A 12,313-nucleotide genomic window follows, 5' to 3' on the forward strand; every position below is an offset into this window, starting at 1 on the left:
CCCATCCTTCTCTTTACACATTTATACAAGTGTTACTTCTTGTTTTTTAATTTAAATACCATAGCTAAAATTTCTGCTACCGCTTGATACATATCTTGAGGAATTTCTTCATCAATCTCAACTTTCTCATACATCATTCTAGCGAGAGGTTTATTCTCCATAATTGGCACATCATGTTCTTTTGCTATTTCTTTTATTTTAAGTGCTATATTATCAGCACCCTTTGCTACTACCTTCGGAGCTTCCATCTCTCCATCGATATACTTTATAGCTATAGCTAAATGAGTAGGGTTAGTTATAACTACTGTTGCATCTGGAACAGCTTCCATCATTCTTCTAGTTGCTATCTGTCTTTGTTTCTGTCTTATCTTACTCTTAATCTTTGGATCTCCTTCCATTTGCTTGTATTCATCTTTTACTTCTTGTTTTGTCATTCTCATATCTTTTTTGAATATTCTCTTCTGTAAGATGTAATCTATAATTGATAATATAACCATAAATAATGATATTCTAAAGAATAAATTCACAATTAAACTTTTAACTTCTTTAGCTATTTCTATAATTCTTATATTACCAACTTGAAGTAATGAATTATAATTTTCTTTTACAAACGAATAAGCAAAAAACCCTATCATTGTTACTACAATTAGATTTTTAACAAGATCTAATAAAGCTTTCTTAGAAAAAAGATTTTTAAAACCATTTATAGGATTTATCTTATTTAAGTTAAACTTAAGTGGTTCTGATGTAAACATAAAACCTGTTTGCACTATACTAGCAACCATACCTGCAATACTTATAGATACTAGAAATGGTAATACGCATATTGCTGACTTTATCATGAAATTAAGAGTAATTTGTTTTAATGATAAATCAGTAACATCAATTAGTAAGCCATCACTCAAATAAAATTGCATTACATCCTTAAGTGTAGAAGCTATTAATCCAGTTGCAAGTAGAATAAGAAGTGTACATGCAACTAATGATACTGCAAGAGGTAAATCTTTACTTCTTGCCACCTGACCTTTTTTCTTAGCATCAGATAATTTCTTACTTGTTGGTTCTTCTGTCTTATCATCTTTCGCAAAGAAAAATACTATAGGGCAAGCTGTAAATGCTTTTAGTATGTTATAAAGTATCTTCTCTATTCCATCAAATCCATAATTAAGAGTTTTTAATAATATAGGTAATATAGCTGTTAATGTAACTAATCCAATAACTATCTTTATTGGAATTCCTAAAATTAATATATTAATCTGCGGAACAGTTCTAGAAACAAGAGCCATAGACATTTCCGCAATAAATATTACAAGTATTATTGGTAATGCTATTCTTATACCTAGTTCGAAATATTTAACAAAAGCACCTATCAATGTTTCAAAAGAATTAGAAAAATTAATTCCTTTTCCTATAGGAACAATACTAAAGCTTTTTATTAAACAACCGATTAATACATAGTGACCATTTGCTACAAAAAATAAAACTAATGCTATATTGTGCATTAAATTAGACAAAATAGTAGTATTTTCAGAACTATTTGGATCTACTACATTCATCATAGCAAATCCAACTTGAAGATCTATAAATGCACCAGCCATCTTGACTACTTGGAATACTATATTAACTATTATTCCCAAAGTCACACCACACAAAACTTCACATAAAAGGCCATAAATCAAAGAATAATTACTATCTATATTAAGAACTGATCCATAGTCTATACCTGAAATCACGCCAAAAGACAGAATCATTCCTATAACTCCTTTTAGTATCTTAGGTGTTCCATTTGGAAAAAATACTTTTGTAGCTAATAAAAATGTTGTTATTCTAATAAATATAAAAAATAATGCTAGAAAGTAGGCTGTATCTATCATGCTCTACCCCCTATGAAGTTATTTTGCTTATTATATCAAAAATTCTTTCTGTAAATGCTGTTAACTTATGTAGCATCCAACTTCCTGTCATTATTCCTATAATGGCCATACCAATTAATTTAGGCAAGAATGTTAATGTTTGCTCATGAATCTGAGTTGTTGCTTGTAATATACTAATTATAAGTCCTATTACAACTGCTACTATAAGCATAGGTGCAGCTACTGTTAATGCTGTTGTTATAGCATCTTTAAGTACACCGGATATTAAACTTTCTGTCATATCTTATTTCACCTCTCATTTTACCCAAAACTGACAATCAAAGACTTCACTAGCAGATTCCATCCATCTACCATTACAAATAACAATAATTTAAATGGTAATGAAACCATAGCTGGTGGTAGCATCATCATTCCCATAGACATAAGAATACTACCAACAATTAAGTCTATTAATATAAACGGTATGTACAATAAAAAACCTATTTGAAATGCTGTCTTAAGCTCACTTATTGCAAAAGCAGGAACTAATGCTGTAAATGGAACATTCTCTTCTGTAAGTTCACTTTTATCTATATTAGCTGCTTCTACAAATAATTGTAGATCCTTCTGTCTAGTTTGTTTAAGCATAAATGCTTTAATTGGTTTTGACCCTTTTTCTATAGCCTCTTGTTGCGTTATTTCCTCATTTAAATAAGGCTTTATCGCTTCTTTGTTTACTTGTGTTGCTACTGGTGTCATTATAAAAAATGTCATAAATAACGCTAATCCTACCAATATCTGATTAGGTATTGATTGTGATGCTCCTATTGCTGTTTTTAAGAAAGAGAGAACCACAATTATTCTTGTAAATGATGTTACCATTATCAATATTGAAGGCAATAATGATAATACTGTTAATAATATTAATAACTTCACATTACTAACATAATCTTTTGGAGTACTCTCACTACCATCACCTACTGATATATTAACATTGGGAACATCAACTTCTGTTGGTGCAGCATAAGCTACAACACTTACTATACCTATCATTAATAAAGTAAGAAAAAGTATTCTCTTAAAGTTCTTGCTCTTTATAAATTTTTTCATTCTTCTCTTCCTTCGACTTTATTTTATGTATTTTTGTTTTGTATTTGTCAAAGTATTTATTAATACTTGCTGACATTTCCTCATACCCTCTACTTTTTTCCTTCTCAATCTTTTCTATTTCTTCTTTAGTTAATTCTTCTAACTTCTCTGTATGTCCTGTACTGGTTATTACAACTAACCCCTTTTCCCCTATCTTTATTATACATATTGCACTATCCTTAGTAAGTTGAACTCTATCTATAACCTTAATATATTTATTTTCATTAAACTTAGTTAACCCCTTATTACTAAGCTTTGCTGACAAAAATAATAATCCAAATACTAAAGCTAGTGCAAAAACATATCTAAATATTATTATGACTTGATCCATTATATTACTTCCTTACTGTACTAAAAATCCATTTGGGAAATATACATTTACTATTTCACCTTTAGTTAATATGCTATTTATAGAATTCTTTAATTCTTTCTTTAATGCTTCTTCATTCGAACTAGTAAAGTCATCAGAACTTTTAGATTGAAGAAATAATACTGCTTTATCTTGAACTTCTACTGTCTTACTAGTTATTTCGTCCCCAAGTTTAGAATTCTTTTCATTATAAGATATATACACTGTAGTCTTTAAGAATCTATCTTTTCCATCTGCTAAATTAACTGTAACATCTTCTAATATTGGTACTTTAGTTTCTACTATAACTTTTGCCTTTTGACTATTTTTTTGCATAAACAGATATGCACCACCAAAGGCTCCTACACCAAGTACAACTACTAAAATCACAATAATAATTATAGGATTCATTTTTTTGCCCTTAGAAGCTTCTTGTTCATTTACATTTTCGTTATTTTCCACTTTATTTTTTGCCATTATTTTCCCTCCTCATTATTTGCAACAATTAATATGTTAACCCTTCTATTTAAAGCTTTATGCTCTTCTGAATCATTTGGATATAAAGGTTCAGTATCCCCAAGTCCTTGGAATACAAATCTTGAAGCATCTTGACCTTTTTCCTCAACAAAATATCTTAAAACTCTTGAAGCTCTTGCACCTGATAACTCATAATTTGAAGGGAATTGATAAGTGTTAATTGGAACATTATCTGTATGTCCTTCTATTATAATATTGTTAGGTAAAGTAGCAATAAGAGCATTTATCTTATCTAAGACTTCTTTTGAATTATCTTTTAAATCTGCTTGTCCAGTTTCAAATAAAATACTATCTTTTATCTGAATTATAACTCCTCTTTTATCAGATATTATTGAAACAATTGATGATAAATCATTTTCATCTACAAACTTCTTAACATCATCATAAGTACTACTTTCTCCATTTTCTCCTGTCTGATTTTCATTGTCTGTTGTAGTTGTTTCTTCCCCACCTATTAGAGGAACTTCTCCTTGATATATGTCATACTCTAATATTGTCTTAGCATCATTTCCTGTCATAAGTGAATTAAGTGCTTGTGATATCTGTTGGAATTTTGCTGAATCAACAGAACTCATTGAGTATAGTAAAACGAAGAATGTCATAAGTAGAGTTATTGTATCTGCATATGTGTCTATCCAGCTTGACTCAGGCAACTTAAGCTTTTTCTTTTTCTTAGCCATACCTTATACAACCCCTTCACTATTTTCTCCATTAGCTTTATAAAATGCAGCTTTATCTTTAGGATTTAAATATGTAACTAACTTCTCTTCAACTATTCTTGGATTAACTCCTGATTGAATAGCTAGTATACCTTCTAACATCATTTCTCTGTTCTTAACTTCTTTTGCATTTTTCTTTCCTAGCTTTGTTGCTATAGGATTACATATTGAGTTAGCTAATAATGAACCATAAAATGTTGTAATTAATGCTTTACCCATACCACCTGCAATTTTAGATGCATCATCTAGAGATACAAGCATTTGAATAAGTCCTATTAATGTACCTAACATACCAAAAGCTGGTGCAAATGCTCCCCATGTAGATACAACACCTGCATTAGTAGCATGTCTATCTTCCATTTCTGATATTTCAAGTTCTAATATCTCTCTAATTGTTTCAGGTTCTATACCATCAACAACCATCTGAAGACCTTTCTTCAAAAATTCATCATCTAAATTAGATATTTCTTCTTCTAGTGACAATAATCCTTCTTTTCTTGCTCTTTTTGATAAAGATGAGAATTGATTGATTATATCAATATTGGAAACCTTTATTTCTTTAAAGCTTTGTGCAATAATTGAAAAAAGGTTCTTAGTTTCTTCCATTGAAGATGTCATTATAGTAGCTGCAAGGGAACCTCCTACTGTTATAAATATTGATGATGTATCCCAGAACATTCCTAGACCATTCTCATTTAACATACCCATAAGTATAAGTGCTAAACCACCTATTAACCCAACAATGGTTAAAATATCTGTTTTTTTCATTTTTCTGCCTCCTATAATTTATAAGTAAATATTCTATTCTTATACTTTATAACTGCATCTTTTACTTCATCTATACTTTCTAGTACAAGATACTTTTTACCATTAACCAGAGTAATTAATGTTTCTGGAACTTCTTCTATCTTCTCAATATGATCAGCATTCAGAACAAAAGACTTATTGTTCATTCCTGTTAAATCAATCATTCTCTCCACCCTCTCTTCTAAGTTTTTAATCAACAACAATTAGCTACAATTACGTAGCTAATTATTGTTGATTACATTAATTATTTATCTTACTAAATTTATAATATCTTGTAATATTTCATCACCAGTATTAATCATCTTTGAACTAGCTTGGAAAGCTCTAGTTGCAGTTATCATATCTGTAAATTGTTCAGCAAGGTCAACATTTGACATCTCTAAATAATTCTGAACAAAATCTCCAAATCCTAAACTATTATCTTCACCAGTAGTATTAACACCAGATCTTAAAATAGGATCACCAGAGTTAACTGATGTAGAGAAAAGGTTTCCTGATTCTCTAGTTAAACCTTCTTGGTTCTTAAATGTTGCCATTGCTATCTGTCCTAACGCTGCACAACTACCATCTTCTAGAACAGCACTTATTATACCGTTAGTTTGAATAGTATAACTTACTACTGATAATTCATCAGTTGATCCTGCAACTTTTACAGTATCAGGAATCTTTAAACTCTTTAATGAACCATCATAACAATTAACAGTTGCATTAGCACTTACGAAATATATTTCTCCATCTCCAGATATACTTTGTACTGGTGTACCACCATAAGTTGTATCTGATTCACTATTAGATATTTTTGCAATTTTTGTTTCTGTTTTAGGAATCTCTAAACTAACTTCTGTTATGCCTTTTTTAGATAAAGCTGCATTTATTGCATTTGCTACATCTGTATCATTTAGATTACCTGATACAAAGTCTGCATCTACAGTTATTGTTTTACCCTTTGTATCAACTGTAGCTTGAGTAGTTGTGCCACTAGACATTTTTCCCATAACAATTTTATAATCATTTAATATAGAGGATGCTAAAGTAGATGTAAATGTAAATGTTGCGCCAAATGCTTTTATAGCACTTGGAACTGTACCATCTGTACCACCTGCTGTAGCATCTGATTTCATATCTGCTGTTGCTGATGATGTTAATGAGCCTGTTATCTTCTTAACTAACCCATTAACTTTATCATTTATCTTAGTTGTTAGTTCTTCACTAGATAAACTTGATATTGCATCGAGATTTAAAGTAATTTCTTTTTTTGCAGCATCATATGATATAGGATCAGTAGTTGAACCATTTTTAGCTGTTTTAAATGTATAGCCATTACCTTGAGTTCCTTCATTAAATGCTATTGTATACCCTGCAAATGCTATTGTTGCTGGTGCGCTCTTCTCACTACCTCCAACTACCTTCTCAGAAGTTAAGTTTGAATACCCTTGAACGCTTCCTGTAACTGATACAGTTTGTGATATTCCTGCTCCTGATAAACCTAAGTTTATTGCTGTTTGAACAGCTTCTGCTGTTAATGCACTTGTTGTAGAGAAGTCACCATTAACTATTATTTCTTTTGCATTTTTATCAACTGTTGCAGTAGTACTTGTTCCTTCTGCTATAGTTCCTAATATAACCTTATAATTATTAAGTTGTGATCCAGGTCCAAATACGAAGTTTAATCCTGCTGCAGAAACATTACCTGACCTCTGAGCTGTAGCTTCTTGTGTACTATCATCATTAGTTACTGAGTATCCCATAACTCTATATCCATCTGATGTTAATAGATTACCTTCTTGGTCTAATACAAAAGACCCATCTCTTGTATACTTAAGCGAAGATCCAGAAGAAGATAATGATGATGAGCTAATTGAATGATTACCAGCTGTATGACTTACTTGAATAACTGAATCACCTGAAACTACAGGTCCTTTACTAACTACAAAATATCCAGTTTGATCTATAGCTACATCTAATGCTCTACCTGTAGATTGTAAGTTACCATTTGTCATAACCGAATCTATACTTGCAAGTTGAACACCAAGTCCTACTTGACTAGCATTGATACCACCTTGATTAATAGATGGTGCACTTGCATTTTTTGATGTTTGGCTTAATGTAGTTGAGAATCTAGCTCTTTGTGATTTAAATCCTGTTGTACTAACATTTGCAATATTATTTCCTATTACATCTAGTTTAGTTTGGTTTACTTTCATACCACTGATACCTGAATATAATGATCTTAACATTTTTTAATCGACCTCCAAAAATTCTAATTTTTTTGTAACTTGTATCTATCTTTCAACAAGTTTAGGCCTCCGTCCTTGGTCCAGCCTATAGTATCACAACGCTATCTACGTTAGTGAATACATTATCTTGTGCTCTATCTTTCTGTACTGCTGTTATAACAGTTCGGTTCTCTATACTAGCAATTATTGCTACATCCTTGTATAACATTACAGAATTCTTTGACCCTTTTTCTTCTGCTAGAGCGAACCCTTTTTCTATATTCTTTATATCGCCTTCATTAAAATCTATATCTTTTAATCTCTCGGCTGCATGTTTTGATATTGTATAACTTTTTTTCTCTTGTATCTTTTGATTAAGTACATCTTTAAAATTGCTTGATGTAGATGATCTTTTGTTTGTTGTACTGTTAGAGCCTTGTAATTCTCCAATATTTCCTACTGGGTATGCTCGTCCATTTACTATTCTATATCCCATCTCTATATCATCCCCTGCCTACTTCTTTCAGCTAGAGCTTAATTAATCCACATTTCCTACACTATTTATTTTGTCATAAGTAACTGACTTAGTTTCTCCAGAACTAGTTTTAACTTTTACATATACTACTCCGCTTTCTTTATAAGCACCTATTACGTTTCCTACTTCTGGATCTTTTGCATTACCTTTATCATCTAACTCAGTGAATTTTACATCTTTGCCTATTAATGAAGAAGCAAACATATATTGTAGATTACCATTTATATTGATTGTATTATTTTCAGTAGAATCTGCCACTTCAACTACAGATTCAACATTTTCTATAGGAAAATCTTTATAAACATTTTCTCCATTCTCATTTACAATCATAGATATATAACCTTTACCATTTACTGAAGTAACTGATTTTACTATTCCAGTATACTTATTACCCTTTGTATCTGTATCTTGTACTGTAACACCTTTTCCAACTAAACTTCTATTTGCTGAATCTGTCATTGTATTGTTAAGATTCTGCATCTGTTCCATTGAAGCAAATTGTGCTAATTGTGATACATATTGAGTAGAATCAATATCTTGTGTAGGGTCTTGATTAGATAACTCTGCTGCTAATATCTGCAAAAATGCATTTTTATCCATATCTTCTCCAGACTTTACTATTCTTGTTCCACGATTAGTATAACTTTTGCCTGAATAATCTGTTATTATACTAGTTGCCATATAACATTAACCTCCTATACCAAAATGTTTAAATCTCCAAGTAATGAATATTCATCATCATCTTCTATATCATCTGACTGAGTTCCATCTATAGCTGTAACTTCTTTTTTATCATTATGTCTATTTCTATTTTCACCAAAGAATTGCTCTAAAGATGAATCTGTCTTATGCTCAGTTGTGTCTTTAGCTAATGAGATATTAACTTCATCAATCTTGATATTTTGCTCACCTAAATACTTCTTTATCTCATCAGAGTTTTGTAAAAGCATTCTGTAAGTTTCTTTATTTGTAACTTCAATATCAGCCTTCATACCATTTGCATCTTTTGATAAGCTTATAACTAGTTCTCCTAATTCTCTAGGATTAATCTTAACCATTAATTTATCAATGCCTTCAGCTGACATAAACTTAATGTTTTGAACTAAATCTCTAGCCATTGTAGCCTCATTAATTAATTCTTTTGCAGTTACTATGTTATTACTACTTACACTATAATTTGAACTAACCATTGTAAATCTATCAGTAGCATTTACAGCTTTTCCATCTATTATAGATTGAAGAATTTGATCTTCTTTAGTTCCTTCTGAACTTTGACTTAGATTTTGACTGCTTGCATCTGAAGTATTTCCTTGAGTTTCTTGAACTACTTGTGTATTATCCACATTAATTTGTGCATTATTTATATTATTCTGTGTATTATTAATATTTGTTTGTGTAAAACTTGCATTAACTTCTTCATTTTGAATAACACTTTGCATAGTACTCATTATATCTTCATTTAATTCTTTACCAGTCACAACACCTGCTTCTTGTAATAAGTTCATTAAATTCTTAACTTCTTCACCTTGAGATGTGTTAGACTCCATTAACTTAACTATTGCATCAGAATTGTTATTAAGTAAATTCATAAATATTGGTTTGACATCTAAATTTGAATTAGTAGTTAATTCCTGTAATGTTGTGTCTAATCCATTTATAAAATTCATTATATCTGAAGCATTTATTCCTTCTACTTCATTACCTAACATCTCTGTCAAGTCTTCTATTGGTGTGCTCTGTAATAATTGAACTAAATTCTGAAGTGCTGACACTACTTGTTCATTTGTAAGATTTCCATCTTGAATACCTTTAAGTGCATCTGCTATATCCTTAGAATTATCAATATTTATAGTTATATCAGAATTAGTATTTTCTATATTTTCTATTGTTTTTTCTATATCAGTTATTTTTTCTGATATATCTTCTCTAGAAGAAACTTCTTTTGGTATATCCTTTATAGAATCTTTTAACTTCTTTAAATCTTCTTTAGATACTTTTTTGTCACTTTTTAATTCTTTAGATACTTTATCTAATTTATCACTTAAATTCTTAACTGCTTTTTTAGTATCTTCCTTCGCATAAGCTTTATCCTCTATTGTTTTTGAAGAATTATTTTTATTATATGCACTTTTTAACTTATCTACTGAAGTCTTAAATTCGTTTATATAACTATTGCTATATTTATTATTAGTTACTTTTTCTTCTGATTTTTGATCTGATAATTTTTTAGTAAAATTATCAACAACATCTCCTAAATAACTATTAAAAGATGATTCGCTAGATAATGATATTTCTTTAGATTTTAAGATAGCGCTTCCTAGTTCTTTTTGTAATTCTTGTTTATTAATTTCTCTTATTTCCATTCTTTATTCACCCCCTTTCGCGTTTCTTATATATCCATAAAGGGCAATCTCATCATTGTTTAATTGTTCTATACGATTTTGCTCCTTTACAAATGCGTTATAATCTTTTTCCTTTAGCTTAGCTACTGTCTTTCTATCAATTTGTTTCTGAGTTAAATCTACTCTTCTTTTTTCTAATTCTCTTTCTTTTATAACAAGTTCTTTTTTCTTGCTTTTAATTCCAGCTTCTAATGCAAATAAATATCTTCTTTTTATCTTTTGATATACTACATCTTCATCTGGACTTATTCCTCTATATTTTTCAAAATCATCCTTAAGCTTATTTAACTCTTCTTCTGTCTTTATTTTTTCTTTTTTACTTTCTGTAAATAATCTCTTGCTCTCTTCTTCTTTATCTTGACGTATCTCTAAAAGTTTTTCTAAAGAGAACTTATACCCATTAGCCATATTTCCTCACCTCATAAACTTTCTTCTATTCAAACATTGTAATTAAATTATTGATACTTTCATCAAAATTTGCTTTTTCATCAACCTTTTGTTTTAAGAATTCGTCTATTTTGTCATAATAACTTATAGCTAAATCAATCTTCTTGTTACTACCCTTAACATAAGCTCCAATATTTATTAAGTCTTCTGAATCTCTATAAGTAGCTAATAAATCTCTTGCAAACGATGCTGCTTCCTTATGCTTATCACTTGCTATTGAAGACATAAGTCTACTAACACTATTAAGCACATCTATAGCTGGATAATGATTCTTATGAGCTAAATCTCTAGATAAAACTATGTGTCCATCTAATATACCTCTAACAGCATCAGCTATAGGTTCATTGAAGTCATCACCATCAACAAGCACAGTATAGAAGGCTGTTATTGATCCTTTATCAGACATTCCTGACCTTTCCATAAGCTCTGGCATCTTTGCATAAACTGAAGGAGTATATCCTTTTGTTGCAGGAGGTTCTCCTATAGCTAATCCTATCTCTCTCTGAGCCATTGCAAATCTAGTTACTGAATCCATCATAAGTATTACTTTTTTACCTTTATCTCTGAAATATTCAGCTATAGCAGTTGCTGTAAGAGCTCCCTTCATTCTTATAAGTGCTGGTTTATCTGATGTTGCACAAACAACTACAGATCTCTTCATACCTTCTGGTCCTAAGTCCTTCTCTATGAACTCACGAACCTCTCTACCTCTTTCTCCTATAAGAGCTATAACATTTATATCAGCCCTTGCTTCTCTTGCTATCATACCTAATGTAGTACTCTTACCAACACCTGAACCTGCAAATATACCTATTCTTTGTCCTTCTCCTACTGTAAGAAATCCATCTATTGCTCTAACACCTGTTGGCATAACATCTTCTATTCTTCTTCTAGTCATTGGATCTGGTGGTTGATTTTCAAGTGGATAAGGTGTTCCTGTAAGTTCTATATCTGTATTGAATTCACGACCTAATCCATCTAAAACCTTACCTAGAAGATCATCTGAACAATTTACTGATAATGGTCTATTTTGTGGAATTACCTTACAGCCTGGTGCTATTCCTGTTAACTGTCCTAGTGGCATTAATATTACAAAATCATCTCTAAATCCTACGACTTCACAATCTATCTTCTTACCACTTTGGTTATACACATAACACAATTCACCAACAAAAGCTCTTATTCCTTGTACTTCAACTGTTAACCCAATTACCTTTCTTACTACACCTTCACTATAAATAGTATTGGTTTCTGTTATCTTTTTTTCTAGTGCATCAAAATTAATTACCATAATAGTTA

General features: G+C 30.5%; 14 protein-coding genes and 1 pseudogene. All 15 read right to left on the reverse strand.

Annotated elements, in window-relative coordinates:
* Positions 1 to 32 precede the first annotated feature (32 nt).
* The 15 genes and pseudogenes from KQI77_RS09605 to fliI all read right to left on the reverse strand — a co-directional run bounded on the left by KQI77_RS09605 (position 33) and on the right by fliI (position 12,305).
* Positions 33 to 1,874: a fused FliR family export protein/FlhB family type III secretion system protein gene (locus KQI77_RS09605; RefSeq protein WP_216390213.1), complete on the reverse strand. Its 1,842-nt coding sequence runs from the start codon at positions 1,872 to 1,874 to the stop codon at positions 33 to 35.
* Between the two features lie 10 nt (positions 1,875 to 1,884).
* Positions 1,885 to 2,154 carry a flagellar biosynthesis protein FliQ gene (gene fliQ / locus KQI77_RS09610; RefSeq protein ID WP_216390214.1) on the reverse strand — a complete coding sequence of 90 codons (270 nt, stop codon included), beginning with the start codon at positions 2,152 to 2,154 and terminating at the stop codon, positions 1,885 to 1,887.
* 20 nt (positions 2,155 to 2,174) lie between these two features.
* Positions 2,175 to 2,963 (reverse strand): flagellar type III secretion system pore protein FliP, encoded by a 789-nt coding sequence (gene fliP, locus KQI77_RS09615; protein WP_216390215.1) that lies wholly within the window; start codon positions 2,961 to 2,963, stop codon positions 2,175 to 2,177.
* Entirely contained in the window at positions 2,932 to 3,333 is a 402-nt protein-coding gene (locus KQI77_RS09620) for a flagellar biosynthetic protein FliO (protein ID WP_216390216.1), read from the reverse strand. Before KQI77_RS09620 ends, fliP begins: the two co-directional genes overlap by 32 nt.
* Positions 3,334 to 3,345: 12 nt before the next feature.
* Entirely contained in the window at positions 3,346 to 3,828 is a 483-nt protein-coding gene (gene fliL, locus KQI77_RS09625) for a flagellar basal body-associated protein FliL (protein WP_216390217.1), read from the reverse strand.
* A complete protein-coding gene (locus tag KQI77_RS09630; protein WP_216390218.1) occupies positions 3,828 to 4,568 on the reverse strand; it encodes a flagellar motor protein MotB in 741 nt (246 codons plus the stop codon). The genes fliL and KQI77_RS09630 overlap by 1 nt, the downstream gene beginning before the upstream one ends.
* Positions 4,569 to 4,571: 3 nt before the next feature.
* Positions 4,572 to 5,375 carry a motility protein A gene (locus KQI77_RS09635; RefSeq protein ID WP_216390219.1) on the reverse strand — a complete coding sequence of 268 codons (804 nt, stop codon included), beginning with the start codon at positions 5,373 to 5,375 and terminating at the stop codon, positions 4,572 to 4,574.
* 11 nt (positions 5,376 to 5,386) lie between these two features.
* Positions 5,387 to 5,578: a flagellar FlbD family protein gene (locus KQI77_RS09640; protein WP_216390220.1), complete on the reverse strand. Its 192-nt coding sequence runs from the start codon at positions 5,576 to 5,578 to the stop codon at positions 5,387 to 5,389.
* 84 nt (positions 5,579 to 5,662) lie between these two features.
* A complete protein-coding gene (locus KQI77_RS09645; RefSeq protein ID WP_367397298.1) occupies positions 5,663 to 7,162 on the reverse strand; it encodes a flagellar hook-basal body complex protein in 1,500 nt (499 codons plus the stop codon).
* A 180-nt stretch (positions 7,163 to 7,342) separates the two neighbouring features.
* Positions 7,343 to 7,651, reverse strand: a pseudogene (locus KQI77_RS13290) (flagellar hook-basal body complex protein); the annotation flags it as partial.
* Positions 7,652 to 7,736: 85 nt separating this feature from the next.
* The gene (locus KQI77_RS09650; protein WP_216390222.1) at positions 7,737 to 8,126 is read right to left on the reverse strand and encodes a TIGR02530 family flagellar biosynthesis protein; all 390 of its coding nucleotides are present in this window, start codon (positions 8,124 to 8,126) and stop codon (positions 7,737 to 7,739) included.
* Between the two features lie 42 nt (positions 8,127 to 8,168).
* The gene (locus KQI77_RS09655; protein WP_216390223.1) at positions 8,169 to 8,846 is read right to left on the reverse strand and encodes a flagellar hook assembly protein FlgD; all 678 of its coding nucleotides are present in this window, start codon (positions 8,844 to 8,846) and stop codon (positions 8,169 to 8,171) included.
* A 14-nt stretch (positions 8,847 to 8,860) separates the two neighbouring features.
* The gene (locus KQI77_RS09660; protein WP_216390224.1) at positions 8,861 to 10,528 is read right to left on the reverse strand and encodes a flagellar hook-length control protein FliK; all 1,668 of its coding nucleotides are present in this window, start codon (positions 10,526 to 10,528) and stop codon (positions 8,861 to 8,863) included.
* Between the two features lie 3 nt (positions 10,529 to 10,531).
* Positions 10,532 to 10,975 (reverse strand): flagellar export protein FliJ, encoded by a 444-nt coding sequence (locus KQI77_RS09665; RefSeq protein WP_216390225.1) that lies wholly within the window; start codon positions 10,973 to 10,975, stop codon positions 10,532 to 10,534.
* A 25-nt stretch (positions 10,976 to 11,000) separates the two neighbouring features.
* Positions 11,001 to 12,305, reverse strand: a complete 1,305-nt coding sequence (gene fliI / locus KQI77_RS09670; RefSeq protein WP_216390226.1) for a flagellar protein export ATPase FliI — start codon at positions 12,303 to 12,305, stop codon at positions 11,001 to 11,003.
* Positions 12,306 to 12,313: the final 8 nt, after the last annotated feature.

Origin of the sequence: Clostridium sp. MSJ-8, assembly GCF_018918325.1 — a bacterium.
In the GTDB taxonomy this organism is placed as follows: Bacteria; Bacillota; Clostridia; order Clostridiales; family Clostridiaceae; genus Clostridium.

Excerpts from the sequence above, each read along its gene's own strand:
- KQI77_RS09605 (WP_216390213.1), bottom strand. The coding sequence starts at position 1,874 with ATGATAGATACAGCCTACTTTCTAGCATTATTTTTTATATTTATTAGA.
- fliQ (WP_216390214.1), bottom strand. The coding sequence starts at position 2,154 with ATGACAGAAAGTTTAATATCCGGTGTACTTAAAGATGCTATAACAACA.
- fliP (WP_216390215.1), bottom strand. The coding sequence starts at position 2,963 with ATGAAAAAATTTATAAAGAGCAAGAACTTTAAGAGAATACTTTTTCTT.
- KQI77_RS09620 (WP_216390216.1), bottom strand. The coding sequence starts at position 3,333 with ATGGATCAAGTCATAATAATATTTAGATATGTTTTTGCACTAGCTTTA.
- fliL (WP_216390217.1), bottom strand. The coding sequence starts at position 3,828 with ATGGCAAAAAATAAAGTGGAAAATAACGAAAATGTAAATGAACAAGAA.
- KQI77_RS09630 (WP_216390218.1), bottom strand. The coding sequence starts at position 4,568 with ATGGCTAAGAAAAAGAAAAAGCTTAAGTTGCCTGAGTCAAGCTGGATA.
- KQI77_RS09635 (WP_216390219.1), bottom strand. The coding sequence starts at position 5,375 with ATGAAAAAAACAGATATTTTAACCATTGTTGGGTTAATAGGTGGTTTA.
- KQI77_RS09640 (WP_216390220.1), bottom strand. The coding sequence starts at position 5,578 with ATGATTGATTTAACAGGAATGAACAATAAGTCTTTTGTTCTGAATGCT.
- KQI77_RS09645 (WP_367397298.1), bottom strand. The coding sequence starts at position 7,162 with ATGGGATACTCAGTAACTAATGATGATAGTACACAAGAAGCTACAGCT.
- KQI77_RS09650 (WP_216390222.1), bottom strand. The coding sequence starts at position 8,126 with ATGGGATATAGAATAGTAAATGGACGAGCATACCCAGTAGGAAATATT.
- KQI77_RS09655 (WP_216390223.1), bottom strand. The coding sequence starts at position 8,846 with ATGGCAACTAGTATAATAACAGATTATTCAGGCAAAAGTTATACTAAT.
- KQI77_RS09660 (WP_216390224.1), bottom strand. The coding sequence starts at position 10,528 with ATGGAAATAAGAGAAATTAATAAACAAGAATTACAAAAAGAACTAGGA.
- KQI77_RS09665 (WP_216390225.1), bottom strand. The coding sequence starts at position 10,975 with ATGGCTAATGGGTATAAGTTCTCTTTAGAAAAACTTTTAGAGATACGT.
- fliI (WP_216390226.1), bottom strand. The coding sequence starts at position 12,305 with ATGGTAATTAATTTTGATGCACTAGAAAAAAAGATAACAGAAACCAAT.